This window comes from Streptomyces sp. NPDC023527 (assembly GCF_055560115.1).
Genome location: NZ_JBVHJJ010000020.1, coordinates 1 through 25,336 on the forward strand (window position 1 = coordinate 1; position 25,336 = coordinate 25,336).

The window sequence follows — 25,336 nt, forward strand, 5'->3', positions numbered from 1 at the left end:
GCGTCCCGACCAGAAGGCCGGAGACGGGGTATTTTATAGTCTGGCGTTGACTTTTGGCACGCTGTTGAGTTCTCAAGGAACGGACGCTTCCTTTGTACTCACCCTCTCGGGCTTTCCTCCGGGCGCTTCCCTTCGGTATTTCGTGTTTCCAACCTTACCAGATCCGTTTCCGTCCCTGGCCCCCTGCTGGAGCGGGGTCCCACCGTCTCGCTTTCGCTTTCCGGCGGTGCCGACTCTACCAGATCCTTTTCCGTGCCGTTTCCGGCTCGATTTCGTTTCCGATTCCCCGTCGGCGGGGATTTGTTTCGCGCCTTTCGGCGTGATCACTACTTTAGCGGATTCCCCGGGCGGTTCCTAATCGGAACCCGGTCCCGAATTCCGGCATGCCGAAATCGATCCCGTTCAAGGGCCGTGCGGTAGAGAGTGCCGCCAGTGAGGCGTGAAGTGCGGCCTCGCCGTCCTCGCGGACGCCGTGGCAACTCGGAGAACACTACACGAGTCCCGGGGGTGCTCCGTACCCACCCGTACACCCCACCCGTACGCCCCGCCCGTACCCACCCGGCACCGCCGACGGACCCGTCAGCGCCCCTTGCGCCGACCCTTGCCCTTGCCGTTGCCCTTCGCCTTCACCGACGGGTTGCCCGTCCGCGTCGTGCGGCGGCGCTCGTACCGCGCGGCGGCCTCCTCGTACTCCCGGCGGTGCAGCTTCTCGCCCGGGGCCTCGGTGAGGGTGCGGAGGGCGTACGCGAGAAGGGAGCCGATGAAGCCGATCAGCATGATGCTCTGCATCGACCGCTCGTCCACCGTGCCGGTCGGGCGGCCGACGAAGCGCTCCCATGTACGGCGGAACGCGAGCGCGCTGCATACGGCGAAGGCGACGACCACCAGCATGTTGACCAGGCTGCCGACCTCGGCGATCGCCAGGCCCTCGTAGCCGAAGCGCAGGACGAACGCGCCCGCCGCCGCGGCCACGAGCGCGCCGAGGCCGGCGCCCACGCGGCGCAGCGCGTAGCCGCCGTCGTGGTGGACCCAGGTCGTGCCGTAGAACCGGATCGGTTCCGGCCGCGGGCCCGTCGCGTCGGGTGCCGGTGCCTGCTGCTCATCGCTCATACGTCGATTATCGCCACCGGCGCCGGACCCGCCGTGGCCCCGGCGGCCGTCAGGCGCAGCGGATCGTCACGAACCCGTCGGCACCCGTCTTCACATACGCGTCCGACACGTACTGACCCGGCGCGATGCTGTCCCAGATGTCGGTGGTGCCGTACGGGCCGGTGACCGTCTCGCCGCGCGTCTGGCAGCGGATGGTGACGCGGGAGTCCTCGGGGAGGACCTTGATGATCTGGCTTCCGGTGTTCGGGCCGCGGCGGACGTTGACCTGGACGCCGGGGGCGACGGGGTAGTAGACGGCCGCGGCGGCCCGCATCGTCGGCGACGCCGTCTCGCCGGCCTCGGTCAGTTCGCCGCTGTCCGTGCTCTCGTTGATCTCGTCGACGGCCATGTGGCCCTCCCCCGTGAAGAATTGATCGCTCATCGAATGGCATGTGCAGGCTAGCAAGGCGGCCCCGGCACGCCTCCCGGGAATCGTCCAGGCCATCGATTAGGCTCCGGAGGCCGCCGGAAGCGGCCGAAAACACACGGGGGTGGGGGGAATGCCGCCGCTGCGCAGGACCGGGGGGCGCCCGGAAGCGGAGGATCCGGGGTACGCCGGTCAGTACCGTCTGGAAGGGCGGCTCGGCTCCGGCGGCATGGGCGTGGTCCATCTGGCGCGCTCCGCCTCCGGGCTGCGGTTGGCGGTCAAGGTGGTGCACGCCGAGTACGCGGCGGATCCGGAGTTCAGGGCACGTTTCCGGCAGGAGGTCGCGGCCGCGCGGCGGGTGAGCGGCGCGTTCACGGCGCCGGTCGTGGACGCCGATCCGGACGGTGAGCGGCCCTGGATGGCCACTCTCTATATTCCCGGTCCCACGCTTTCCGAGCGCGTCAAGCGGAACGGCCCCATGTCCGGCGGCGAGGTACTGCGGCTGGCGGCCGGGCTGGCCGAGGCGCTGCGCGACATCCACCGTGCCGGTGTCGTGCACCGCGATCTCAAGCCGAGCAATGTGCTGCTCGCCGAGGACGGCCCGAAGGTCATCGACTTCGGGATCTCCCGCCCGTACGACAGTGAGCTGCGCACCGAGACCGGCAAATTGATCGGGACGCCGCCCTTCATGGCGCCCGAGCAGTTCCAGCGCCCGCGCGAGGTGGGGCCGGCGGCGGATGTGTTCGCGCTGGCGTCGCTGCTGGTGCACGCGGCGACGGGTCGCGGGCCGTTCGAGTCGGAGAGCCCGTACATCGTCGCGTACCAGGTGGTGCACAACGAGCCGGATCTGAGCGGTGTCCCCGAGGACCTCGTGCCGCTGCTCCGTGCCTGTCTGGCGAAGGACCCGGCGGAGCGGCCCACGCCGGACGCGATCATGGCCCGGCTGCCGGACGCCGCGTCCCGCCGGGAGCCCGACGAGGCGTGCCGCCGGGAGATCCGGGGCGTCCCGCCCGCGCGGTCCGCCCCGTGCGACGCCCTCCCCACCCACGTCCGTGTCCCTCCTCAGCAGGCCGCGGCGCCTGCCCGCGCCGGCGCTCCCCGTCGCCGCGGCCGGTGGATCGCGGCGGTGGCCGCGGCCGTCGTGGCCCTGGGCGCCGGCGGCTACTGGGTGCTGGACCGGGGGGACGTCCTGGACCGCCCCTTGGAGTCGCGGCCCACCGCGGCCGGGGCCGACTGGCAGCCGTGGGAGGCGTCCGTACCGGCGGACGCGGCCGGGGACGGCACGGTACGGGCCGGCTTCTGTACGTACGGGCAGTCGGCGCTGTACTGCTCCGCGCACGGCGTGCCGGCGGCCCGGATCGACACCGGCGGCGGCAAGGTCGTCTGGCGCCGCCCGGCCGACAGCGGTCCCGCCGAGCCGGGCGCCACCGCCGCCCCGCCCGCGCCGGTGGTCTCCGGTGGCCTCGTCCACGTCATGACGCCGGACGGCGGCGTGCTCTCCGCGCTCGATCCGGCGACGGGCGAGCCGCGGTGGACGCGGAACGTGGCGGCGTACGGCGGGCGGGTCTATCACGCGGGTGACACGGTGCTGCTGGTCGCCGAGGACGGCACCGTGACCGCCGTCGACGGCGCCACCAACCGGCAGCGCTGGAGCCACCGCCTCCCCGGTCACGCCAAGCCCGTCTTCTCCTTCTACGGGGACGGCCCCGCCTATGCCGTCTCGCCGGCCGGTCAGGGCCGGCACCGTACGCAGATCCTCGCGCTCGACGCGGCGCGCGGTACGACGCTGTGGCAGCGGACGGCGGACGGGGACCTGACCGCCGTCGGCGCGGGACCGCGCGAGGCGTTGTACCTGACCGCCGCCGACTCCGACAACCGCGTCTCGGCCGTGGTGCGCTACGAGCCGGCCGACCGGCGCGAGCACCGGGTGCCGCTCGGCTCGCCCCTGTCCGTGACGAGTGCCGTCGCGTACGGCGACTCGGTCTATCTGCTTTCCTCGGACGGCGGGTTGACGGCGGTCGGCACCCAGGAGGGTCGGCGGCGGCAGCTGTGGCGGCTGGAGACCTCCATCGCCAACGGTTCGGCGCTGGTCGCCGCCGACCGGCGGCTGTACTTCTCCGCCGCCGACGGCCGGCTGCTGGCCGTGGACACCGGGCGCGGCGCGCTGCTCGGACAGACCTCGCCCCGCCTGACCAGGGCCGGGCGGGGCTATCTGGATCTGCTTCCGGCGCCGGTCGCGGCGGACGGGAAGGTCTTCGGGGCGGCGCCGGACGGGACGGTGTTCGCGGTGAGCGACCACAACCCGGCCGGCTGGCGGTGACCCGGCGGGCTAGGGCAGCCGGCTGACGTCGCGCACGGCGCCCTTGTCGGCGCTGGTGGCCATCGCCGCGTAGGCCCGCAGCGCCGCCGAGACCTTGCGGTCGCGGTTCTTCGGCGCGTACGTACCGCCGAGCGCCTCCCGGCGGGCCGTCAGCTCGGCCTCGCCGACGAGGAGTTCGATCGAGCGGTTCGGGATGTCGATGCGGATGCGGTCGCCGTCCTCGACCAGGGCGATCGTGCCGCCGGAGGCCGCCTCGGGCGAGGCGTGGCCGATGGACAGGCCCGAGGTGCCGCCGGAGAAGCGGCCGTCGGTGACCAGGGCGCAGGACTTGCCGAGGCCGCGGCCCTTGAGGAACGACGTCGGGTAGAGCATTTCCTGCATGCCGGGGCCGCCGCGGGGGCCTTCGTAGCGGATGACGACGACGTCGCCCTCCTTGATCTCCTTGCGGAGGATCTTGTCGACGGCCTCGTCCTGGGACTCGCAGACGACGGCCGGGCCCTCGAAGGTCCAGATCGATTCGTCGACACCGGCCGTCTTCACGACGCAGCCGTCGACGGCCAGGTTGCCCTTGAGGACGGCCAGGCCGCCGTCCTTGGAGTAGGCGTGCGCCGCGTCGCGGATGCAGCCGCCGGCCGCGTCCGTGTCCAGGGTCTCCCAGCGCTCGGACTGCGAGAAGGCGGTCGCGGAGCGGACGCAGCCGGGGGCCGCGTGCCACAGCTCGACGGCCTCGGCCGAGGGCGAGCCGCCGCGCACGTCCCACGTCTCCAGCCAGTCCTTGATGCCCCGCGAGTGGACGGTGTGGACGTCCTCGTCGAGCAGCCCGGCGCGGTAGAGCTCGCCGAGGATGGCGGGGATGCCGCCGGCGCGGTGCACGTCCTCCATGTAGTACGTGCCGCCGGGCGCGACGTTCGGGGCGACCTTGGCCAGGCACGGCACGCGGCGCGAGACCGCGTCGATGTCGGTCAGGTCGTAGTCGAGCCCGGCCTCCTGGGCGGCGGCGAGCAGGTGCAGGATCGTGTTGGTCGAGCCGCCCATGGCGATGTCGAGCGCCATGGCGTTGTCGAAGGCGGCGCGGGTGGCGATGTTGCGCGGCAGGACCGAGTCGTCGTCCTGCTCGTAGTAGCGCTTGGTGATCTCGACGACCGTGCGGGCCGCGTTCTCGTACAGCGCCTTGCGGGCGGTGTGGGTGGCGAGGACGGAGCCGTTGCCCGGCAGGGAGAGGCCGATGGCCTCGGTCAGGCAGTTCATGGAGTTGGCCGTGAACATGCCGGAACACGAGCCGCAGGTCGGGCAGGCGTTCTCCTCGATGCGCAGGACGTCCTCGTCGGAGACGTTCTCGTCGACCGCGTCCACGATGGCGTTGATCAGGTCGAGCTTGCGGACCGTGCCGTCGACGAGGGTGGCCTGGCCGGCCTCCATCGGGCCGCCGGAGACGAAGACGACCGGGATGTTGAGGCGCAGCGCGGCCATCAGCATGCCGGGGGTGATCTTGTCGCAGTTGGAGATGCAGATCAGCGCGTCGGCGCAGTGGGCCTCGACCATGTACTCGACGGAGTCGGCGATCAGGTCGCGGGAGGGCAGCGAATAGAGCATGCCGGCGTGGCCCATGGCGATGCCGTCGTCGACCGCGATGGTGTTGAACTCGCGCGGGACCGCGCCCGCCGCCAGGATCGCGTCGGAGACGATCCGGCCGACCGGTGCGAGGTGGGTGTGGCCGGGGACGAATTCGGTGAAGGAGTTGGCGACCGCGATGATCGGCTTGCCGATGTCCGCGCCCGCTACGCCCGAGGCCCGCATAAGGGCGCGGGCGCCCGCCATGTTGCGGCCGTGGGTGACGGTGCGGGACCTCAGCTCGGGCATCCTGCTCCACTCCTCGAAGTGTGTCGGCGACGCGTGGTGCGGCAGCGCTGTGACAGCGTCTTTCGAGCGTACGCCGGTGATCCGGGATCCGGACAGGGTCTCCGCCATTTGAGACGTATCGCGAGACGCATTGCGAGATGCATGCGAGACGTGGCGCGTCATCGGCGGGCGCCGCGGACCGTTATCCGGGTCCCGTCAGATGGTGCTGGACCGCCGGTGCCACCCGGGCGACGACCTGCTCGAAGTCGGCCGACGCCAGCGGCTCGACCTTGATCACATAGCGCAGCATGGCGACGCCGACCAGCTGGGCCGCGGCCAGCTCGGAGCGCAGCCGCGGGTCGGGGACGTCGAGCTCGCCGGCGATGCGGACCATCAGGCGGCTGGTGACGAGGTCGCGGAAGACGGCGGCGGCGGTCTCGTTGGCGACGGCGGAGCGGACGATCGCGAGGAGCCGCTCGCGGGTGGCCGGGTCCTCCCACAGGCCGAGGATGAAGCGGGTCATCCGCTCGCCCAGCGTCTCGGGGCCGCCGTGCCGGAGGATCTCCGGCGCTTCGAGGGCGGGCGCGAAGTCCGTCTCGACGGCGGCGGCGAAGATCTTCTCCTTCGGTCCGAAGTAGTGGTGCACGAGCGCCGGGTCGACGTCCGCGCCCTTGGCGATGGCGCGGATGGACGCCTTGTCGTAGCCGCGCTCGGCGAATTCGGCGCGGGCCGCGGCGAGGATGCGCTCACGGGCGCCGGGGCCCGCGGAGGCGTCGGTACGGGCGGGCCGGCCGCGCTTCTTGGGGGCACCGGCGGAGGCGCCGGCGGGGGTGTCGGCCCGGGCGTCGGTCATGGGCGGGGCACGCTGGTGGGCGAGGCCAGGTGCAGACGGGTGAAGGCCAGGGCCTCGGCGAGGTCGGCCTCGCGCTCGGCCGATGACATCGCGCGGCGGGTGTTGACCTCGATCACCACGTGCCCGTCGAAGCCGGTGGTGGCGAGCCGCTCCAGCAGCTCGGCGCAGGGCTGTTTGCCGCGGCCGGGGACGAGGTGTTCGTCCTTGGCCGAACCGTTTCCGTCGGCGAGGTGGATGTGCGCGAGCCGGCCCCCCATCCGGTCGATCATCTGGAGGGCGTCCGTCCGGGCGGTGGAGGTGTGCGAGAGGTCGACGGTGAAGTGGCGGTAGTCCTCTTTGGTGACGTCCCAGTCGGGCGCGTAGGCGAGCATCTCGCGGTCGCGGTAGCGCCAGGGGTACATGTTCTCGACGGCGAACCGGACGTCCGTCTCGTCCGCCATCCGCCACAGGCCCCGGACGAAATCGCGCGCGTACCCCCGCTGCCAGCGGAACGGCGGGTGGACGACGACCGTGCTCGCGCCGAGCTTCTCGGCGGCCGTACGGGCGCGCTGGAGCTTGACCCAGGGGTCCGTCGACCAGACTCTCTGGGTGATCAGCAGGCAGGGGGCGTGAACGGCCAGGATCGGCACCCGGTGGTAGTCGGACAGGCGGCGGAGCGCCTCGATGTCCTGGCTGACCGGATCGGTCCACACCATGACCTCGACCCCGTCGTAACCCAGGCGCCCCGCGATCTCGAAGGCCGCCGCCGTCGACTCGGGGTAGACCGAGGCCGTGGACAGCGCGACCTTCGCATCCGGGATGCGCACCACTGGCTCTGTCACGAGGGACAGCGTACGACCGCCTCTCACGCGGCGTGGCAGGTGTCTCCCATGTGGCGGAGTGTGATCCATGGTGCGGCCGACCGGCTCACCCGGTCGTACGAGTGTCCGACAGGCGCGGGGGGTCACCCCGTCGGCAGGTGATCCAGCCTGCGCAGGATGACGCCCTCGCGCAGCGCCCAGGGGCAGATCTCCAGTTCGTCGATGCCGAGGAGGTCCATCGCCGCCTCGGCGACCAGCGCGCCCGCGAGCAGCTGGGGCGCCCGGCCCTCCGCCACCCCCGGCAGCTGCGCGCGCCGCGCGGTGGTCATGCCGGCGAGTCTGGGCACCCACTCCTCCAGGGCCTTGCGGGTGAGTCCGCGCTGGACGTAGAGGCCCTCGGTGGAGCGGGCGGCGCCGGCGATGCGGGCGAGCTGCCGGAAGGTCTTGGACGTGCCGACGGTGCGGTCGGGGGCACCGAGCCGGGCGAAGTCCCCCACGATGCGGGCGATCTGTGCCCGTACGTGCCGCCGCAGGGCCCGTACGTCGGTGGGGTCGGGCGGGTCGCCGGGCAGCCAGGCGGCGGTGAGCCGGCCTGCGCCCAGCGGCAGCGAGGCGGCCCGGTCCGGCTCCTCGTCGAGGCCGAAAGCGATCTCCAGGGAGCCGCCGCCGATGTCGAGGAGGAGCAGCTTCCCGGACGACCAGCCGAACCAGCGGCGGGCGGCCAGGAAGGTCAGCCGCGCCTCTTCCTCTCCGCTCAGGACGGTCAGGGTGACGCCGGTCTCCTTCCGTACGCGGTCGAGGACGGCGTCGGCGTTGGCGGCTTCCCGGACGGCGGAGGTGGCGAAGGGCAGGACGTCCTCGCAGCCCTTGTCCTCGGCGGCCTGGAGGGCGTCCTTGATGACGGCGACGAGGCGGTCGATGCCGCCGTCGCTGATCGATCCGTCGTCGTCGAGGAGTTCCGCCAGGCGCAGCTCCGCCTTGTGGGAATGGGCGGGCAGGGGGCAGGCGCCCGGATGCGCGTCCACCACCAGCAGGTGGACCGTATTCGAACCCACATCGAGGACACCGAGTCTCATGGCCTGAACGCTACTGCTGCCTTCGCGGGCGCATAGGCTTGAGGGGTGGCAAAGACGAAGAAGGCGAAGTCGGACAAAAAGCGCGACAGGGCCAAGAAGACCTCCGAGGTCGTGACGGCCGCCGCCGGGACCGCGGAGGTCCCGGACGAGGTCGGGCTCGACTTCGCCCGCGCCTGGGTCGAGTTCCCCGACCCGGCCGATGACGAGCAGGTCTTCCGCTGCGACCTGACCTGGCTGACCTCCCGCTGGAGCTGTGTCTTCGGCAGCGGTTGCCAGGGCATCCAGGCCGGGCGCGCGGACGACGGCTGCTGCACGCTGGGCGCGCACTTCTCCGACGAGGACGACGAGAAGCGGGTGGCGGGGCACGTGGCCCGGCTCACGCCGGAGATGTGGCAGTTCCACGACGTGGGGAGCGACAGCGGCTGGACGCAGCTCGACGAGGACGGCGAGCGGCAGACGCGCCGCTGGCAGGGCTCGTGCATCTTCCAGAACCGGCCGGGCTTCGCGGGCGGCGCCGGGTGCTCGCTGCACATCCTCGCGCTGAAGGAGGGCCGCGAGCCGCTGGAGACCAAGCCGGACGTCTGCTGGCAGCTGCCGGTGCGGCGCACCTACGACTGGATCGACCGGCCGGACGACACGCGGGTGCTGCAGATCTCCATCGGTGAGTACGACCGCCGCGGGTGGGGGCCGGGCGGCCATGACCTGCACTGGTGGTGCACGTCGGCGACGTCCGCGCACGGCGCGGGCGATCCGGTGTACGTGACGTACGCGCCGGAGCTGCGGGAGCTGATGGGCAAGGAGGCGTACGACCGCCTGGTCGAGCTGTGCGAGGAGCGGCTGGCGTCCCTGCTGCCGATGGCTCCGCATCCGGCGGACCCGCGCTGACCACTGTCGGCGCGCCCCGCGGGCGCTCAGGGCGACGGCGTCGGCCCCGGTGACGTCGGTGTCGGGCTCGGCGGGGTCGGGGACGGCTGGGGCGGGGTGGGGGTGGGCTCCGGGGCGCTGCCCCGGCCCTCGATCGTGACCACCGCGCCGCCCGGCGCCATGACCACCCGGGCGCTCCAGCGCCCGGCGGGCTCGCTCGCGTGGTCGACGGTGACCACGACGGTGAGGGACTGACCGGGCCGCAGCACGCCGCCCGTACGGCTGAGCTTCAGCCAGGGCGCGTCGGTCGTCATCGACCAGACCACCGGTTCCCCGCCGCTCGCCGAGAGCGTGATCAGCGTCGTCGTGCCGCTGGGCCGCGCCTCGACCGTCAGCCGGCCGGGGCCCCGCTCGGGGCCGGGAGGCGGACCGGGCAGCGGCACCGCGCTGCCGCCGGACGCGACCGGGGCGCCGCTGGTCCCCGGGGAGGGCAGCGGTCTGCCGTCCGGTCCGAGCACCGCGACGGAGACCTCGGTGACCCCGGGCGTCCGGCGCTCGCCCGCGGCCCGCGAACCGACCGAGCCGACGGCCTTTCCGGCCTTCCCCGTCTCCTCGTACGGATACTCGCCGCCGGTGTCCCTGGCGGACAGCGACGCGGGGTCCTGGCTCTCCCCCGTCATCGGCGCGCCCCGGTAGGCGGCCCACAGCGCCAGCACAGGGGCGGCGATGACGGTGGCCACGACGGTGATGGTGATGGCTCCCTTGCGCAGCCGGCTGCGGCGGGCGGCGCGGTCCTTGGGGTCCTGGGGGTAGCCCCGCCGGTCGAAGCGCGGGGTGGGGGGTGCGGCGGACCCGCGCTGCCGGCTCGCGCGCTGGGCGTCCAGCATGGCGGCGTGCGCCGCGGCGGCCGGCGCCGCTATGACGGGCAGGGGCGCCGAGGAGGCGGCCGTGCCGGGCCAGGGCTCGCCCGCGGTGGCGCGCTCGGCCGTGCGGCGGCAGTCGGCGCAGTCGTCGACATGGCGGACCAGCTCGCGCCGGAGCGCCGCGCCCAGCAGCACCTGGGCGTCGCCGGCGAACCGGGAGACGACCGGGCAGTGACCCGACTCGACGACGGCCAGCGCGGTCCGGGTCCGCTCGACCTCGCAGGCGGCGCTGGAGAGCAGCGTCCGGGCGGCGTCGGGCTCCATCCGCACCACGGCGGCGACCTCGTGCGGGGTCAGCCCGTGGCGGACGGCCAGTTCGAGGGCTTCGCGCTGCTCGGCGGTGGTTCCGGCGGCCTCGGGCCAGGCCAGGCGGGCGAGCTCCGCGCGGCGCCGCTCGTCGGCGGGGGCGGTCCGGCCGGGGGCGGCGCCCTTCGCTCCCTTCTCCAGGAGCCGGCGCAGGCACGCCCAGCGGGCGAGGGCGTAGAGCCAGGGGCGGAGCTGCTCGTCGCCGGGGGCACGGTCGGCGCGCCGTTCGGCCAGGGCGAGGACCTCGCCGAGCGCGGCGGTCGCGGTGTCGTGCTCGCACAGGACGGACAGGCAGTAGGTGAAGAGCCCGTCGACGTACGGTTCATAGCGCACGGGCAGCCGCTGCACGAGCGTGTCCTGGCCCGTACGGGCCGTGCGCGGCGCACCGCGCCGGGCTCGGTGCGCGCCGGTGGCGTGCGTGGGGTGCTCGGGCCTGCTCGTCGTCATCCCGGCGACGGTAGGCGGGTGACAGGCCCTCGCCCCTGCTGCGGACGCATGATTAACCCATTCGGGTGACCTTCTCGCTCAAAAGGGGACAGGAGGTCCACGTTCCGTGTCGGGCGGTCACGGTGCGGGGCCGTTCGGCGGCCGCTTGTCAGTGGTCACGGCTACGGTGACCCCATGGCTGCCCGTACCTCACGCTCGTCCGCCAAGGACCGGCCCTCCTACCGCTGCACCGAGTGCGGCTGGACCACCGCCAAGTGGCTCGGCCGCTGCCCCGAGTGCCAGGCGTGGGGCACGGTCGAGGAGTTCGGCGCGCCCGCCGTGCGGACCACCGCCCCCGGCCGGGTCACCTCGGCGGCGCTGCCCATCGCGCAGGTGGACGGCCGCCAGGCCACCGCGCGCGGGACGGGCGTGGACGAGCTGGACCGCGTGCTGGGCGGCGGCCTGGTGCCGGGCGCCGTGGTGCTGCTCGCGGGCGAGCCCGGCGTCGGCAAGTCGACGCTGCTGCTGGACGTCGCCGCCAAGGCCGCGTCCGAGGAGCACCGCACGCTCTATGTGACGGGCGAGGAGTCCGCGAGCCAGGTCCGGATGCGGGCGGAGCGCATCGGCGCCCTGTCCGACCACCTCTATCTGGCCGCCGAGACCGATCTGTCCGCCGTCCTCGGGCACCTGGACACCGTCAAGCCGTCGCTGCTGGTCATGGACTCCGTCCAGACCGTGGCCTCCCCCGAGATCGACGGCGCGCCGGGCGGCATGGCCCAGGTGCGCGAGGTCGCGGGCGCCCTGATCCGGGCCTCCAAGGAGCGCGGCATGGCCACGCTGCTGGTCGGCCACGTCACCAAGGACGGCGCGATCGCCGGCCCCCGGCTGCTGGAGCACCTGGTGGACGTGGTGCTGAGCTTCGAGGGCGACCGGCACGCCCGGCTGCGCCTGGTGCGCGGTGTGAAGAACCGCTACGGCGCCACGGACGAGGTCGGCTGCTTCGAGCTGCACGACGAGGGCATCACCGGGCTGACCGACCCCAGCGGCCTGTTCCTGACCCGCCGCTCCGAGCCGGTGCCCGGCACCTGCCTGACGGTGACGCTGGAGGGCCGCCGACCCCTGGTGGCCGAGGTGCAGGCGCTCACCGTCGACTCGCAGATCCCCTCGCCCCGCCGCACCACCTCGGGCCTGGAGACCTCCCGGGTGTCGATGATGCTCGCGGTGCTGGAACAGCGCGGCAAGATCAGTGCCCTGGGCAAGCGCGACATCTACAGCGCCACGGTCGGCGGTGTGAAGCTCTCCGAGCCGGCCGCCGACCTGGCCATCGCGCTCGCCCTGGCCAGCGCCGCCAGTGACACTCCACTGCCGAAGAACCTGGTGGCCATCGGCGAGGTGGGCCTGGCGGGCGAGGTGCGGCGCGTCACGGGCGTGCAGCGGCGGCTGGCCGAGGCGGCCCGGCTCGGGTTCACGCACGCGCTGGTGCCGGCCGACCCCGGAAAGGTGCCCAGCGGCATGCGGGTGCTGGAGGTCGCGGACATAGGCGAGGCGCTTCGAGTGCTGCCCAAGCGGGTACCCCGGGAGAACCGGCGCAGAGCCGGAGCGGCCGCGCCGGCCGGGGGCGCCCTCTCCGAACCGGAAGAGAGCCCCCTTTAATAGGCTGGGCGCCGGAATACGCCAGTAGACTTTGCCCTGGTCTCGCCCGTACGTACGGACGGCAGGGCGGCCTGCGGTACCGATGACCTTGCGACCGGAGGAGTGCAGTGGCAGCCAATGACCGGGCATCGGGCCCCGGCAGGGCCGGGGGAAGCTCCGGTGGCTCCGGCGTCGACGGCCTGATGCGCGCCTCGCTGAGCGCCGTCGCGCCCGGCACGGCCCTGCGCGACGGCCTGGAGCGCATTCTTCGCGGCAATACGGGCGGACTCATCGTCCTCGGCATGGACAAGACCGTCGAGTCGATGTGCACCGGCGGTTTCGTCCTCGACGTGGAGTTCACCGCCACCCGGCTGCGCGAGCTGTGCAAGCTGGACGGCGCGCTGATCCTCGACAAGGACATCACCAAGATCGTGCGGGCGGGCGTCCAGCTGCTGCCGGACGCCTCGATCCCCACCGAGGAGACCGGCACCCGCCACCGCACCGCGCAGCGCGTCTCCATCCAGTGCGGGTTCCCCGTGGTCTCGGTCAGCCAGTCGATGCGCCTGATCGCGCTGTACGTGGGCGGTGAGCGGCGGGTCCTGGAGGAGTCGGGCGCGATCCTCTCCCGTGCCAACCAGGCGCTGGCCACCCTGGAGCGCTACAAGCTCCGTCTGGACGAGGTCGCCGGCACGCTGTCCGCCCTGGAGATCGAGGACCTGGTGACCGTCCGCGACGTCACCGCGGTCTCCCAGCGGCTGGAGATGGTGCGCCGGATCGCCACGGAGATCGCGGAGTACGTCGTCGAGCTGGGCACCGACGGCCGTCTCCTCACGCTCCAGCTGGACGAGCTGATCGCCGGCGTCGAGCCCGAGCGCGACCTGGTCGTACGGGACTATGTCCCCGAGCCCACCGCCAAGCGCACCCGCACGGTCCCCGAGGCCCTGTCGGAGCTGGACTCCCTCACCCACGCCGAGCTGCTCGAACTGCCCATCGTGGCACGCGCCCTGGGCTACAGCGGCTCGCCGGAGACGCTGGACTCCGCGGTCTCCCCGCGTGGTTACCGCCTGCTGGCCAAGGTGCCGAGGCTGCCCGGCGCGATCATCGAGCGGCTCGTGGACCACTTCGGCGGGCTCCAGAAGCTGCTCGCCGCGAGCGTGGACGACCTGCAGACGGTCGACGGCGTGGGTGAGGCCCGCGCCCGCTCGGTCCGCGAGGGGCTCTCACGGCTGGCGGAGTCGTCGATCCTGGAGCGCTACGTCTAGCGGGAACAGCGGAACGCACGACTGGAGGGGCGGCCCCGCGGGGCCGCCCCTCCAGTCGTTTCCCGGCGAGGTCGAGCTCACCGGCGGGCTCACTTCTCCAGCTTGAATTCCAGCCGTTCGGTGACGCCCGCGACCTTGACCTCGACCCGGTAGGTGCCTTCGCCCGCCGCGGCGTCGCCGGACGGGGTGGCGCACTGCGGGGCGCTGCGCTTGCGGTCCCACTCCACGGTGCGCTTGGTCTCGCCCGAGCCGGGGAGCTCCACCAGAACGGCACCGGCGCCGCGGGCGCAGTCGTCGGAGGACCAGACGTGGTCGTCACCGCTGGTGATTTTGAGGAAGGCCGCGGTCGCCCCGAAGTTCACCTTGCAGGCGCCGCTGCCGGTGTTCTTGACCACGATCTCGAACTTCGGCTTCTCGTCGGGCCGGTAGGCGTCCTTGACGCTGTGGAGCTCCAACCGCACGGAATCTGACGCGCAGTCGGGGAGCTTGGACCCGGCCGGGACGGGCTTGCCGTCGCCCGTTCCGAGGACTCCGGCGCCGGGGCCGCCGGCTCCACCGCCCGTACCGGCGCCGCCGCCACTGCCGGCGCCACCACCGCTTCCGCCACTGCTGGGGTGATCGCCACTGACCCCACCGCTGCCGGTGCCGCCGCCCGAATCACCTCGTCCGCCCGGGCGTTGGCTGATGTGCGGGCCCGAGGGGACCGGGCCGGGGGTGATGGTGGTGTCGCCCGGGCCCTTTCCATTCGAGCCCTTGCCCTGGTCATCGCCGGAGCCGCCGTCACCCCCAAGGGTGACGAACCACAAACCCAGTAGTACGAGAAGGCCGAGCAGGCCCAACGCAACTGCCCTCCGCCGCCAATAGATGGAGGAGGGAAGCGGCCCGATCGGATTGCGCAGTGATCCCACGCGAAGACTCTACGAGAGATCCGCCAGGGCACCAGCCCATACCCGCCGCATGGGTGCCTACTTTTCTCATCATCTGCCCGCACCGGGAGGGCTCGAGGTTGTCGACACTCGACGAAGTCCGGGCTTTACACCTGCCGATCCCCGATGTGGCGCGTCCATTCGGTCTTATGGCCGAAACCCTGCCCGTTGTCGGTCAGCCGCAGCCAGTCGGGGCGCAGCTCCCACAGGTCGGTGCGTTCCATCGCCCGGCGCAGGCGCTCGTCGCGCTCCACGTACGGGTAGCGCGCGGCGTACGCGCGCCAGGCCGTCTCCCGTTCCGCGCCCTCCAGCGTGCGGCAGCCGCCCCGGCCCTGAAGACCCGTCAGCGCGGTCCACTCCTGGCCGTCGCGCTGGGCGGTGAAGGCGGCCCGGCCGTCTCCGGCGAGGAGGGCGCGCCCGTGACGGGTGGTGGCCGAGGTGACGAAGAGCAGGGTGGGGCCCGCGTCCGGGGCTTCCGCCACCGCGTAGAGCACGGCGCACGCCTGCGGGCCGTCCTCGTCGACGTAGGCCAGGGTCATCGTGGAATGCGCGTCGAGGGCGGCGAGGATCTCACCCGGCGGCCGCGTCTGCGTCTCGCTCATGGGCCCATTCCACCCCTCGCGGTCACCGGTCACCAATCCGGGGTCGTACGCCCCCGGATACGACCGGTGCTTCGTACCGCCGCCCGCCTCGTACTGCCCGCCCGGGTCGGCGCTTCGTACCACCGGCCCGTCCGATCCCTACTGCGCCCCGGCGAAAGTCGGACATTCGGGGCCCGGCGCGTTTCCCCGTCGTGGACGGGCGTGTCAGGATCGGGACGCCATGACTGCCATGACTTCCGCCGCCCCGCCCGAAACGCCCGCCATCCTGCACGACCCGGTCATCGACTGGTTCGGCGCGCACGCCCGCGACCTTCCCTGGCGCCGCCCGGAGGCGGGTGCGTGGGGGGTGATGGTCAGCGAGTTCATGCTCCAGCAGACGCCGGTCAGCCGGGTGCTGCCGGTGTACGAGCAGTGGCTCGCCCGCTGGCCGCGACCGGCCGCCCTCGCCGCCGAGCCGCCCGGCGAGGCGGTCCGCGCGTGGGGCCGGCTCGGCTACCCGCGGCGCGCGCTGCGGCTGCACGCCGCCGCGTCGGCGATCACGGAGCTGCACGGCGGTGAGGTACCGAGCGATCACGCCAAACTCCTCGCGCTGCCCGGCGTCGGCGAGTACACGGCGGCGGCCGTGGCCTCCTTCGCGTACGGGCAGCGGCACGCGGTCCTCGACACCAACGTCCGCCGGGTCTTCGCGCGGGCCGTGAGCGGCGCGCAGTACCCGCCGAACGCCACCACCGCCGCCGAGCGGAAGCTGGCCCGCGCGCTGCTGCCGGAGAGCGAGCCGGTGGCCGCCCGCTGGGCCGCCGCGACGATGGAGCTGGGGGCGCTGGTCTGCACGGCCCGCACCCCCGACTGCGCGCGCTGCCCGATCGCGGCCCACTGCGCCTGGCGGGCGGCCGGTTCGCCGGCGCACGACGGTCCGCCGCGCCGCGGCCAGACCTACGCGGGGACGGACCGGCAGGTGCGCGGCAAGCTGCTGGCGGTGCTGCGCGAGGCGGTCGAGCCGGTGGAGCAGGCGGCGCTGGACGCGGTGTGGGACGAGCCGGTGCAGCGGGCCCGGGCGCTTGACGGGCTGGTCGCGGACGGGCTGGTGGAGCCCCTGGAGGGCGGCCGATACCGGCTCCCTCTCACGTAGCGGTGATGAAGTGAAGGCGCAGGGGCCCCCTTGCGCCCCATTTCTTCATCATTTCGGGCTCACTGTTACACAACCTATGGACAGCTGTGCTCCAGCCGAAGGGCTGCTGCACATCACGTCGCAACAGCACCTCCGTAGCGTCCTACTCGTGCTGGAGGACCACCAGCGTGACGCGGGGAATGCAAGCGGAATGGAGGCTGCGAGATGGCCAGCAGCGGCAAGGTTCTGGACTTCGAAGAGTACGTGCGCAACCGTCAGGACGCCCTCCTGCGCAGCGCCCGCCGTCTCGTTCCGGACCCGATCGACGCGCAGGACCTCCTCCAGACCGCTCTGGTGCGCACCTACGGCCGCTGGGAAGGCATAGCGGACAAGTCGCTGGCCGACGCCTACCTCCGCCGTGTCATGATCAACACTCGTACTGAGTGGTGGCGTGCCCGTAAGCTCGATGAGGTGCCCACCGAGCAGCTCCCCGACGCGAGCGTCGAGGACGGCACCGAGCAGCACGCCGACCGCGCCCTGCTGATGGACATCCTCGGAGTCCTGGCACCCAAGCAGCGCAGCGTCGTCGTGCTGCGACACTGGGAGCAGATGAGCACCGAGGAGACCGCGGAGGCGCTCGGCATGTCCACGGGCACGGTCAAGAGCACGCTGCACCGGGCGCTGGCCCGGCTGCGTCAGGAGCTGGAGAGCCGAGACCTGGACTTCCACGCCCTTGAGCGCAACGAGCGGGGGCAGGAACGGTGCGCAGCCTGAAAAAGGCGGCTCCCACAAGGCCGGCACTGATCACCGGCGGCACGGTCACAGCGATGGCCGCGGCCGCCGGTCTTCTGCTTGCCGGATGTGACACGGGCAGCGAGGGCGTCCGGAAGGAGGGCGCCGCGCAGAGCCAGTCCACGGCGAAACCGACCCGGCTGCCCACGGCCTCGGCGATCCCGGCCCAGCAGAAGGTCGACGCGATCAAGCTGATCAAGAGCGATCCCAAGGTCAGCGATCAGGTCAAGAAGAACCTGAAGCCGTGCGTGAAGAACGACTACCCGGTCGACGTGATCTACGGCCAGCTCACCGAAGGCTCCCGCAACGACGTGGTCATCAACGTCCTGACCTGCGGTGAGTCCTTCGGTGTCGGCGCCTATGTGTACCGTGCCAAGGGCGACTCGTACGTGAACGTGTTCTCCGCCGAGCAGCCGCCCGTCTACGCCGAGATCGACCGCCGCGACCTGCGGGTCACCCGGCAGGTCTACGGGCCCGGTGACGCGGCGTGCTGCGCGTCGGGCGAAGATGTCATGACGTACCACTGGTCGGGCGAGGAGTTCCGCGAGACCGGCCGGACGCACACCGACTTCAGCAAGGTCGGGAACAACGACAAGGATGGACTCCCGAGCGTGGGAACGGAGGGCTGAGGGCGGCGTGGCCGATACGCATGTGCTCTTCGTCGAGGACGACGACGTGATCCGCGAGGCGACCCAGCTGGCGCTGGAGCGCGACGGCTTCGAGGTCACCGCGGTGCCGGACGGGCTGCTGGGGCTGGAGAGGTTCCGCGCCCGCAGACCCGACATCGCGCTGCTCGACGTCATGGTCCCGGGCCTGGACGGCGTCAGCCTGTGCCGCCGGATCCGTGACGAGTCGACCGTTCCCGTGATCATGCTGTCCGCGCGGGCGGACTCCATCGACGTCGTGCTCGGCCTGGAGGCCGGCGCCGACGACTACGTCACCAAGCCCTTCGACGGCGCCGTGCTCGTCGCCCGGATACGGGCCGTGCTGCGCCGCTTCGGGCACGCCAGCGGGCCGAACGGCGCCGGCGCGGCCGAGGAGCCGGAGCCGCTGGAGGGCGGGGTGCTGCGCTTCGGCGATCTGGAGGTCGACACGGAGGGCATGGAGGTCCGCAAGGCGGGCGAGCCCGTGGCCCTCACGCCGACGGAGATGCGGCTGCTGCTGGAGTTCTCGGCGGCGCCGGGCACCGTGCTCTCCCGCGACCGGCTGCTGGAGCGCGTCTGGGACTACGGCTGGGGCGGCGACACCCGCGTCGTGGACGTCCACGTCCAGCGGCTGCGCGGCAAGATCGGCCAGGACCGGATCGAGACCGTCCGCGGCTTCGGCTACAAGCTCAGAGGCTGACCACCCGATGGTGACCCACGGAAATCCCCCATGGTGAAGCCGTGGTGAAGCTCGCCCTGCGCTCGGGGCTGCGCTGGAAGGTCAGCCTCGCCATCGCCGGGGTCAGCGCGCTCGTGGCCGTCGCGCTGAGCCTCGTCGTCCACAACGAGGCGCGGCTGTCCATGCTCGACAACGCCCGCGACGCGCTGGACGCCCGGGTGCAGGTCGCCCAGCGTTATTACGAGACCACCAACCGCCTCATGCTCCACGCCAAGCTGGACGACCCGACGCTGCCCCAGCCGCTGCGGGACGCCGCCGCGGTGGGGCTGCGCGCGACCTATCTCCAGGACTCCGGCGGCAAGGGCACCCCCGAGGTCTGGGCGTCGGTGCCCGTGCGCAACGGCAAGATCCTCTCGATCCACACCAAGTTCGAGGACCGCTTCTCGATCCTCGACGCCCTCGACAAGGCGCTGATCATCGGCTCGGTCTCCGTCGTGCTGGGCGGCTCCGCCCTGGGCATCCTCATCGGCGGCCAGCTCTCCCGCCGGCTGCGCAAGGCCGCCACCGCCGCCCGCAAGCTCGCCGACGGCGACTCCGAGGTGCGGGTGCGCGACGCCATCGGGGGCCGGGTGCGCGACGAGACCGACGACCTGGCGCGGGCCGTCGACGGCATGGCCGAGGCGCTCCAGGACCGGCTGGAGGCCGAGCGGCGCGTCACCGCCGACATCGCGCACGAGCTGCGCACGCCCGTCACCGGCCTGCTCACCGCCGCCGAGCTGCTGCCCCCGGGGCGCCCCACCGAGCTCGTACGCGACCGGGCGCAGGCCATGCGCACCCTGGTCGAGGACGTGCTGGAGGTCGCCCGGCTGGACGGCTTCGCCGAGCGCGCCGAGATGCAGGACATCCGGCTGGGCGACTTCGTGCTGCGCCGGGTGCGGATCGTCGAGCCGGACGCCAGGGTCAAGGTCGTCCGGGACGCCTATGTCTCCACCGATCCGCGCCGCCTGGAGCGCATCCTCGGCAATCTCCTCGCCAACGCCGCCAAGCACGGCCAGGGCCCCTTCGAGGTCACGGTCGACGGGCGCGTGCTGCGCGTGCGCGACCACGGGCCGGGGTTCCCGGAGGAGCTGCTGCGGGACGGCCCGAGCCGCTTCCGTACGGGCAGCAAGGACCGCGCGGGCAAGGGCCACGGCCTGGGCCTGACCATCGCGGCCGGCCAGGCCCGGGTGCTGGGCGCGCGGCTGACCTTCCGCAACGCCGACCCCGAGGTCGAGGGGGACACCGGCGCGATCGCCGTGCTCTGGCTGCCGGAGTCGGCGCCGACCAGCACGGGCAGCTTCCCGGTCATACAGGTGCCGGACTAACCGCCCCGCCGCCGGCTACATCGGGTCGACGCACTCGCCCCAGTCCTTGTCGAGGACCGGCCGCTCGCCGCGCTGGGTCAGCGAGAACCAGTTCCCCGAGTCGTCGCGGAAGAGGGCCTCGGTGCCGTAGGGCCGCTCCCGCGGCTCCTGGAGGAACTCCACGCCCTTGGCCGAGAGAGTGGCGTAGTCCCGCCGTACGTCGTCGGTGCTCAGCACCCCCGCGCCCAGCACCCCCTTGGCGACCAGCTTCCGCAGGGCCCCGGCGGAGTCCGGGTCCAGGCCGGGCGGGCCCGGCACCATCAGCGTGAGCTCGACGTCCGGCTGGTCCTTGGCGCCGACCGTCAGCCAGCGCATGCCGTCGTCGCCGCCCATCGTCATGTCGGTGCGGACCTCGAAACCCAGCTTCTCGGTGTAGAACTCCTTCGCCCGGTCCTGGTCGAGGACCCAGACGGTGGTGATGGCGATGCCCTTGATCATGGCGTGCTCCCGGGGATCCGTGTGCTTCACGACCACCGTAGGCACGCATGCGCGTGCCCGGCACGCCCCCGAGGGGGCGTACCGGGCACGCGGATCACGACCGGTTCGGTCAGAGGTTCTGGCCGTGGGCGCTCAGGAACGCGCGCGGCTCGATGCCACTGCCGTAGTTGGCGGTGGTGCGGATCTCGAAGTGCAGGTGGGGGCCGGACGAATTGCCGGTGGAGCCGGAGAGGCCGATCTCCTGGCCGGTGGTCACGGTCTGGCCGATCGAGACCTTCACCTGCGACAGGTGCGCGTACTGCGAGTACGTGTTGTCGTCGTGCTTGATCACGATGGCGTTGCCGTACGCCGGGCCGTCACCGCCGCCGTTCGGGCCGGCCTTCACGACCGTACCGCCGTGCACGGCCTTCACGGACGTACCGGTACCGACGACCAGATCCTGGCCACTGTGCTTGTTGGCCCACATGCTGCCGGCGATGCCGAAGGGCTGGCCGATCTGGTAGCCCTCGACGGGGGCGATCCAGGCGTCGGCACGCTTCTTGCGCGAGGCCTCGGCCTGCTGACGGGCGTCGGCGGCGCGCTTCTCGGCGTCCTGCTTCGCCCGGGCCTGGTCGGCCTTCGCCTTGGCCTCCTTGGCGGCGGCCTTCAGCTGCGTCTCGGCCTGCGCGTGCAGGGCGTCGTCCAGCGCCGCCACGGACGCGAACGCCGGGAGCTGCGCCTGGGAGGTGGTCTCCGCCGCGAGCGCCACCCCGGTTCCGAGTGCGAGCGAGGCCCCGAGCCCGGCGGCCACGACGGCGGCACGGGAACGCAGAAGGGTCGTGCCCGCATTACGGAAAGCGGTGTGCTTCGACATAAAGAAATACCTCCAGGCAAGAATGGGTCCCGGCTGCGGACCGGGATCGCCCTACCTTGGTAACCCGCATTCGCAGCCCTGCCAAGAACGGCCTCTACTAGCGAATGCCGTAGTAGGCGGCCGGGCACCGGACCCTTTATGCCGGGGCACATCGGGCAGAAATACGGGGTTTTCGCGACCGCCATTCCTGCTATCCGGCCTAGTATGTGACGCACGCCCTGTGCGCCGTATCACCGCGGAGGGACTTTCGGCCTCACCCGTTCCGGGACCAAGGGCCCCCGCCTGGCGGTACGCTCCCGGACAGCAGTCGACGGACGCGCACACCGCCGGGGGGCGACACCACGATGGGCAACGATTCCCGCTACTCCCACCTGGACGACATCGAGCTGGCGGACGCCGTCCAGGCGGTCCGCGACGGTCTCACCACCGCGGCCGCCCGCGGCGCGGGCGAGGACATCGTCTTCGAGGTCGGCGAGATCGCCATGGAGTTCACGGTCGAGATCCGCAAGGACGCCAAGGGCTCGGGCGGCGTGAAGGCATGGGTGATCAACGCGGACGCGGAAGCCTCCCGCGGCTCCACCCGCACCCACACGGTCTCCTTCACCCTCACCCCGAAGAACGCCCGCACGGGCGGCAACCTGCGGGTGGGAAATGAGCGGCCGGCCGGCGTCTCACGGTTCGGCTCCGCGGGGCAGTGACAGGGGTGCGCGTCCGGTCGGTGGAGGACCGGCTGGTGGCGGTGCTGGCGGAGGCGCAGGGCAGCGGGGTGCTGCTGACGGGGTCGCTGGTGCTGACCAGTGCGCACGTTCTGGGCGGCGAGGGCGGGGTGCGGGTCGTCGCGCTGGGCCACGCCGGGCCCGTACCGTGCGAGGTGCTGTGGGCCGGCGACCCCGAGCAGTGCGACGCCGCCCTGCTGCTGGCCGAGAGACCGCTGCTGTCCGCCGCCGACCTGCCGCCGCTGCGGTGGGGCGTCTGCGTCGGCCGGTCCCCGGTCGACGGGTGCCAGGCCCTGGGATTCCCGCAGGTCCAGCGGTACGGCCGGGAAGAGCTGGAGGCCGTACAGATCCCCGGCACCCTCGCGCCGCTGTCGGGCGTGCTGCGCGGGCGGTACGTCCTGCGCGCCGCCCATCCCCCACCGTCCGCCGGGCCCTACGGCTCGCCCTGGGCCGGGCTGTCCGGCGGCCCGGTCCTCGCCGGGCCGGTCCTGGTGGGCATCGCCACCGAGGACCCGAAGGGCTGGGCGCACTCGTCCATCGACGCCGTGCCCCTGGTCTCGATCCTGGAGGACACACAGTTCCAGGCCCGCGTGGCGGAGCACTGGCCGCAGGCGCCGCACCTGGAAGAGGTCCACTCGGCCGGTCCGGAGGACAGCGGTTACGAGGCGACGTACGCCGAGGCGATCAAGGCCGCCTACAGCAGGCTGGAGATCTTCGGTCTCGACGACCTCGGTACCGGCGACAACCACTGGGACCTGGACACCGCCTACCTCAGCCTGGAGGCCCAGGCCACCCGCTCCGGCCCGGAACAGCCGCGCTCCGAGCCGCACCGGATCGAGGCCCTGCTCGGCTCCCGCCCCCGGACGCTGCTGCGCGGCGAGGCGGGGGCCGGCAAGACGACGCTGGTGTGGTGGCTGGCCTCGCATGCCGCGTGCAACACCCTGCCCGCCGAGCTGAGCGCCCTCAACGGCCTGGTCCCCTTCGTCATCCCCATGCGCACCCTGGCCGCCCAGGGCATCATCCGCCCCACTCCTTCGCAGTTACCGACCATCGCCCGCCTGTCCGGGGTGGACGCCCCGCCGAGCGGCTGGGCGGGGCGGGTCCTGGCGGCCGGGCGCGCGCTGTTGCTGGTGGACGGGCTGGACGAGCTGCCGCAGGCCGACCGCGCGCCCGCCCGCAAGTGGCTGGCGGAGCTGCTCCGCATGCACCCCCGCACGCGCTGCCTGGTCACGGTGCGGCCGCTCGCCGTCGACCGGGCGTGGCTGGAGTCGGAGGGCTTCGAGGAGCTGCGGCTGCTGCCGATGAGCGACCGCGACATCCAGATGTTCGTGGCGGCGTGGCACACGGCCGCCCGGCTGGAATGCGACGGCTGGGCCGACACCCGGCACGCGGAGCGGATACGGAGCCGGCTCCAGGACCTCGAACGCGATCTCACGCAGGAGTTCCAGCGCAATGCCGCCCTGCGCGACCTGGCGCGCACGCCGCTGCTGTGCGCCGTCATCTGCGCCCTGCACCGCCGCCGCAGCGGTCTGCTCCCCCGGACCCGCTGGGAGCTCTACCGCGCGGCGCTGAACATGCTTCTCGGCAGCCGCGACGCCCACCGCCGCGTCCACAAGCCGGAGGGCATCGAACTGGAACCGGACGACGGCCGGCAGCTTCTCCAGCGCATCGCGATCTGGCTCGTACGGAACGGTCGCACCGAACTGTCCCGGGTCCAGGCCGTGCGGCAGCTGGAATTGGCCATGGCCGGTCTGAGGCGCATACGGCAGCAGGGCACGGCCGATGAAGTCCTCACCCATCTGCTCAACCGCAGCGGGCTTCTCCAGGAGCGCACGCCGAATTCCATCCAATTCATCCACCGCACCTTCCAGGACTATCTCGCGGCGAAGGAATTCCAGGACAGCGACAGCCTGGACGAATTGCTGGGCCACGTGGCGGAGGAGCAGTGGCAGGACGTCATCCGGCTCGTGATCGGGCATTGCGGCCGGAAGGAGGAGGAGCGGGTCATCGACGCCCTCGTCGCGGCGGGCAGGGACGCGAGCCATGAGGATGTCTGGTCGGTCCGTACACTCGCGGCGCAGTGCGCGATCAGCGCGGCGTCCCTGGCCGACACACGGCACTCGGCGGTGTGGGGAGGCCTCCGGGAGCTGGGAGCGCCACGGAGGACGTCGGAGGTCGATCATCTGGCGTCCCTGGGCCCGGAGGTTCTCGGGATCCTTCCGGAACCGGAGGGGCTGGACGGCACGGCGGCGATGCACGTGGTGAAGGTGCTGGGCCCGCTGGGAGAAGCGGCGATGCCTCTCCTGAAGCGCTACGGGCAGCACGAGGATCCGTTCGTCCGCAGGGCTGTGGCCGACGCGTGGAAATTCTCGGACGCACGGCGGTACGCGAGAGAAGTACTCGCTCCCATGCGACTCGACGACCTCAACATCGCGGTCGGAACCGCGGAACAACTCGCGTGCTTGTCGGACATCGGCCCGGTGAAAACGCTGTCCATCGGGTACGACGGGTCGGCTGAGGCTTTGCGGCAGGCGCTCCGGGGGCGCGAGGTGACCAGCCTGGTCCTCGGGGGGAACAGGCATGTCACGGATCTGGACTTCCTGGGCGACCACCCGGAGATCGAATACCTCTCGATCATGGACTGCCCGCAGTTGCGGGACGTCTCTGCCCTGGCCGGGACGCGCCTGCGCGAATTGCACCTCGAGCTCGACGGATCGAGACCGCTGGTCGACCACCTGGAGGTCCTCAAGGGAGCCTCGGAGCTGTCCTTCCTGGATGTGGCGTGCTTGCCCACGAGCGGGGGCCGCAGCAGCCTTCCGCCGCCTCTCAGCGGCGTCTCCCACCTCATGGTCACGGACAGCGACCTGTTGTCCCTGGAGGGCATCGAAGGCTGGACCGGTCTGCGCCGGCTGATGGTGATTCAGGCTTCCTTGGTGTCCCCCCACGAGCTGAACAGGCTGGGGAACCTCCACGGCCTCATCTCGTTGCAGCTCGACAGCTCCATGGACGACCTGGCGGGCGTGGACCCGTTGCCGCAGATCGCCGAGGTGGCCCTCTGCCTCACCACGGTGCCCTCCTCGGTGGACGAAAGGCTGCTGCGAGTCTTCCCCGCGCTTCGCTCGCTCTATCTGGAGCGCCTCGGGCCAGGGCCCATCACGGTGGACCTCACGAGGGTGCGCGAGCTGCCCGGGGAGAGGCTGGAGCTGTACACCTCCCCCGGTCACGAGCTGACGTTGCTGGGAGCCGACGCCTTCGGCGATCGGCTGACGCACGGATACCGGGACCTGGACGACTTCTACGAGCCCGACTGACCTCCCCCCGAACGCAAGAAACCGGCCCCGGAACCGTGCGTACGGTT

At 72.3% G+C, this 25,336-nt stretch carries 22 protein-coding genes; 11 read left to right on the forward strand and 11 right to left on the reverse strand.

The genetic code is table 11. The annotated features are described in order from the left end of the window. Nucleotides 1-579 precede the first annotated feature (579 nt). On the reverse strand, nt 580-1,110 hold the full coding sequence (locus tag ACZ303_RS30670) for a hypothetical protein (protein WP_467343752.1): 531 nt from the start codon (nt 1,108-1,110) through the stop codon (nt 580-582). Between the two features lie 49 nt (nt 1,111-1,159). Then, complete coding sequence (locus ACZ303_RS30675) at nt 1,160-1,531, reverse strand: SH3 domain-containing protein (RefSeq protein ID WP_467343753.1); 372 nt, start codon at nt 1,529-1,531, stop codon at nt 1,160-1,162. Nucleotides 1,532-1,649: 118 nt separating this feature from the next. Between ACZ303_RS30675 and ACZ303_RS30680 the strand changes: the two genes are divergently transcribed. Next, complete coding sequence (locus ACZ303_RS30680; RefSeq protein WP_467343754.1) at nt 1,650-3,836, forward strand: serine/threonine-protein kinase; 2,187 nt, start codon at nt 1,650-1,652, stop codon at nt 3,834-3,836. 9 nt (nt 3,837-3,845) lie between these two features. On the opposite strand, the gene ilvD is transcribed toward ACZ303_RS30680, so the two are convergent. From ilvD to ACZ303_RS30700, 4 genes are all read right to left on the reverse strand, one after another. Next, nucleotides 3,846-5,696: a dihydroxy-acid dehydratase gene (ilvD, locus tag ACZ303_RS30685; RefSeq protein WP_467343755.1), complete on the reverse strand. Its 1,851-nt coding sequence runs from the start codon at nt 5,694-5,696 to the stop codon at nt 3,846-3,848. 181 nt (nt 5,697-5,877) lie between these two features. Continuing rightward, a complete protein-coding gene (locus tag ACZ303_RS30690) occupies nt 5,878-6,528 on the reverse strand; it encodes a TetR/AcrR family transcriptional regulator (RefSeq protein ID WP_467343756.1) in 651 nt (216 codons plus the stop codon). After that, nucleotides 6,525-7,349: a sugar phosphate isomerase/epimerase family protein gene (locus ACZ303_RS30695; RefSeq protein ID WP_467343757.1), complete on the reverse strand. Its 825-nt coding sequence runs from the start codon at nt 7,347-7,349 to the stop codon at nt 6,525-6,527. Before ACZ303_RS30695 ends, ACZ303_RS30690 begins: the two co-directional genes overlap by 4 nt. Nucleotides 7,350-7,471: 122 nt before the next feature. Continuing rightward, the gene (locus ACZ303_RS30700; RefSeq protein ID WP_467343758.1) at nt 7,472-8,404 is read right to left on the reverse strand and encodes a Ppx/GppA family phosphatase; all 933 of its coding nucleotides are present in this window, start codon (nt 8,402-8,404) and stop codon (nt 7,472-7,474) included. A gap of 45 nt (nt 8,405-8,449) precedes the next feature. Here ACZ303_RS30700 and ACZ303_RS30705 point away from each other — a divergent pair, with 45 nt between their 5' ends. Continuing rightward, nucleotides 8,450-9,289: a DUF3109 family protein gene (locus tag ACZ303_RS30705; protein WP_467343759.1), complete on the forward strand. Its 840-nt coding sequence runs from the start codon at nt 8,450-8,452 to the stop codon at nt 9,287-9,289. Nucleotides 9,290-9,315: 26 nt separating this feature from the next. Here the strand turns inward: ACZ303_RS30705 and ACZ303_RS30710 are convergent, their stop codons facing one another. Beyond that, a complete protein-coding gene (locus tag ACZ303_RS30710) occupies nt 9,316-10,944 on the reverse strand; it encodes a BACON domain-containing protein (protein WP_467343760.1) in 1,629 nt (542 codons plus the stop codon). A 174-nt stretch (nt 10,945-11,118) separates the two neighbouring features. Between ACZ303_RS30710 and radA the strand changes: the two genes are divergently transcribed. Together radA and disA are read left to right on the forward strand one after the other, a co-directional pair. Beyond that, nucleotides 11,119-12,576 (forward strand): DNA repair protein RadA, encoded by a 1,458-nt coding sequence (radA, locus tag ACZ303_RS30715; protein WP_467343761.1) that lies wholly within the window; start codon nt 11,119-11,121, stop codon nt 12,574-12,576. Nucleotides 12,577-12,683: 107 nt separating this feature from the next. Further along, complete coding sequence (gene disA, locus ACZ303_RS30720) at nt 12,684-13,817, forward strand: DNA integrity scanning diadenylate cyclase DisA (RefSeq protein ID WP_467343762.1); 1,134 nt, start codon at nt 12,684-12,686, stop codon at nt 13,815-13,817. Between the two features lie 89 nt (nt 13,818-13,906). Here disA and ACZ303_RS30725 read toward each other — a convergent pair whose 3' ends face one another. After that, complete coding sequence (locus ACZ303_RS30725) at nt 13,907-14,623, reverse strand: hypothetical protein (protein ID WP_467343763.1); 717 nt, start codon at nt 14,621-14,623, stop codon at nt 13,907-13,909. Nucleotides 14,624-14,850: 227 nt separating this feature from the next. Beyond that, complete coding sequence (locus tag ACZ303_RS30730; RefSeq protein WP_467343764.1) at nt 14,851-15,345, reverse strand: pyridoxamine 5'-phosphate oxidase family protein; 495 nt, start codon at nt 15,343-15,345, stop codon at nt 14,851-14,853. Between the two features lie 220 nt (nt 15,346-15,565). Between ACZ303_RS30730 and ACZ303_RS30735 the strand changes: the two genes are divergently transcribed. The 5 genes from ACZ303_RS30735 (at nt 15,566) to cseC (ending at nt 19,932) form a co-directional block, all read left to right on the forward strand. After that, entirely contained in the window at nt 15,566-16,474 is a 909-nt protein-coding gene (locus ACZ303_RS30735) for an HhH-GPD family protein (protein ID WP_467343765.1), read from the forward strand. 204 nt (nt 16,475-16,678) lie between these two features. Continuing rightward, on the forward strand, nt 16,679-17,227 hold the full coding sequence (locus ACZ303_RS30740; protein WP_043189586.1) for a SigE family RNA polymerase sigma factor: 549 nt from the start codon (nt 16,679-16,681) through the stop codon (nt 17,225-17,227). 53 nt (nt 17,228-17,280) lie between these two features. Continuing rightward, nucleotides 17,281-17,874, forward strand: coding sequence for a hypothetical protein (locus ACZ303_RS30745; RefSeq protein WP_467343766.1), 594 nt, complete (start codon nt 17,281-17,283; stop codon nt 17,872-17,874). Then, nucleotides 17,843-18,589, forward strand: a complete 747-nt coding sequence (gene cseB, locus ACZ303_RS30750) for a two-component system response regulator CseB (protein ID WP_467343767.1) — start codon at nt 17,843-17,845, stop codon at nt 18,587-18,589. Before ACZ303_RS30745 ends, cseB begins: the two co-directional genes overlap by 32 nt. 41 nt (nt 18,590-18,630) lie before the next feature. Further along, a complete protein-coding gene (gene cseC, locus ACZ303_RS30755) occupies nt 18,631-19,932 on the forward strand; it encodes a two-component system sensor histidine kinase CseC (protein WP_467343768.1) in 1,302 nt (433 codons plus the stop codon). A gap of 15 nt (nt 19,933-19,947) precedes the next feature. Here cseC and ACZ303_RS30760 read toward each other — a convergent pair whose 3' ends face one another. Both ACZ303_RS30760 and ACZ303_RS30765 read right to left on the reverse strand, forming a co-directional pair. Continuing rightward, nucleotides 19,948-20,409, reverse strand: a complete 462-nt coding sequence (locus ACZ303_RS30760) for a VOC family protein (protein ID WP_467343803.1) — start codon at nt 20,407-20,409, stop codon at nt 19,948-19,950. Between the two features lie 109 nt (nt 20,410-20,518). Further along, nucleotides 20,519-21,262, reverse strand: coding sequence for a M23 family metallopeptidase (locus tag ACZ303_RS30765; protein ID WP_467343769.1), 744 nt, complete (start codon nt 21,260-21,262; stop codon nt 20,519-20,521). Nucleotides 21,263-21,606: 344 nt separating this feature from the next. Here ACZ303_RS30765 and ACZ303_RS30770 point away from each other — a divergent pair, with 344 nt between their 5' ends. Both ACZ303_RS30770 and ACZ303_RS30775 read left to right on the forward strand, forming a co-directional pair. After that, nucleotides 21,607-21,960 carry a trypco2 family protein gene (locus ACZ303_RS30770; protein ID WP_467343770.1) on the forward strand — a complete coding sequence of 118 codons (354 nt, stop codon included), beginning with the start codon at nt 21,607-21,609 and terminating at the stop codon, nt 21,958-21,960. A gap of 5 nt (nt 21,961-21,965) precedes the next feature. After that, nucleotides 21,966-25,289 (forward strand): NACHT domain-containing protein, encoded by a 3,324-nt coding sequence (locus tag ACZ303_RS30775; protein ID WP_467343771.1) that lies wholly within the window; start codon nt 21,966-21,968, stop codon nt 25,287-25,289. The last annotated feature ends 47 nt before the right edge of the window (nt 25,290-25,336 follow it).

Excerpts from the sequence above, each read along its gene's own strand:
- ACZ303_RS30670 (WP_467343752.1), bottom strand. The coding sequence starts at position 1,110 with ATGAGCGATGAGCAGCAGGCACCGGCACCCGACGCGACGGGCCCGCGG.
- ACZ303_RS30675 (WP_467343753.1), bottom strand. The coding sequence starts at position 1,531 with ATGAGCGATCAATTCTTCACGGGGGAGGGCCACATGGCCGTCGACGAG.
- ACZ303_RS30680 (WP_467343754.1), top strand. The coding sequence starts at position 1,650 with ATGCCGCCGCTGCGCAGGACCGGGGGGCGCCCGGAAGCGGAGGATCCG.
- ilvD (WP_467343755.1), bottom strand. The coding sequence starts at position 5,696 with ATGCCCGAGCTGAGGTCCCGCACCGTCACCCACGGCCGCAACATGGCG.
- ACZ303_RS30690 (WP_467343756.1), bottom strand. The coding sequence starts at position 6,528 with ATGACCGACGCCCGGGCCGACACCCCCGCCGGCGCCTCCGCCGGTGCC.
- ACZ303_RS30700 (WP_467343758.1), bottom strand. The coding sequence starts at position 8,404 with ATGAGACTCGGTGTCCTCGATGTGGGTTCGAATACGGTCCACCTGCTG.
- ACZ303_RS30710 (WP_467343760.1), bottom strand. The coding sequence starts at position 10,944 with ATGACGACGAGCAGGCCCGAGCACCCCACGCACGCCACCGGCGCGCAC.
- radA (WP_467343761.1), top strand. The coding sequence starts at position 11,119 with ATGGCTGCCCGTACCTCACGCTCGTCCGCCAAGGACCGGCCCTCCTAC.
- ACZ303_RS30730 (WP_467343764.1), bottom strand. The coding sequence starts at position 15,345 with ATGAGCGAGACGCAGACGCGGCCGCCGGGTGAGATCCTCGCCGCCCTC.
- ACZ303_RS30735 (WP_467343765.1), top strand. The coding sequence starts at position 15,566 with ATGACTGCCATGACTTCCGCCGCCCCGCCCGAAACGCCCGCCATCCTG.
- ACZ303_RS30740 (WP_043189586.1), top strand. The coding sequence starts at position 16,679 with ATGGCCAGCAGCGGCAAGGTTCTGGACTTCGAAGAGTACGTGCGCAAC.
- ACZ303_RS30745 (WP_467343766.1), top strand. The coding sequence starts at position 17,281 with ATGGCCGCGGCCGCCGGTCTTCTGCTTGCCGGATGTGACACGGGCAGC.
- cseB (WP_467343767.1), top strand. The coding sequence starts at position 17,843 with ATGGACTCCCGAGCGTGGGAACGGAGGGCTGAGGGCGGCGTGGCCGAT.
- ACZ303_RS30760 (WP_467343803.1), bottom strand. The coding sequence starts at position 20,409 with ATGATCAAGGGCATCGCCATCACCACCGTCTGGGTCCTCGACCAGGAC.
- ACZ303_RS30765 (WP_467343769.1), bottom strand. The coding sequence starts at position 21,262 with ATGTCGAAGCACACCGCTTTCCGTAATGCGGGCACGACCCTTCTGCGT.
- ACZ303_RS30770 (WP_467343770.1), top strand. The coding sequence starts at position 21,607 with ATGGGCAACGATTCCCGCTACTCCCACCTGGACGACATCGAGCTGGCG.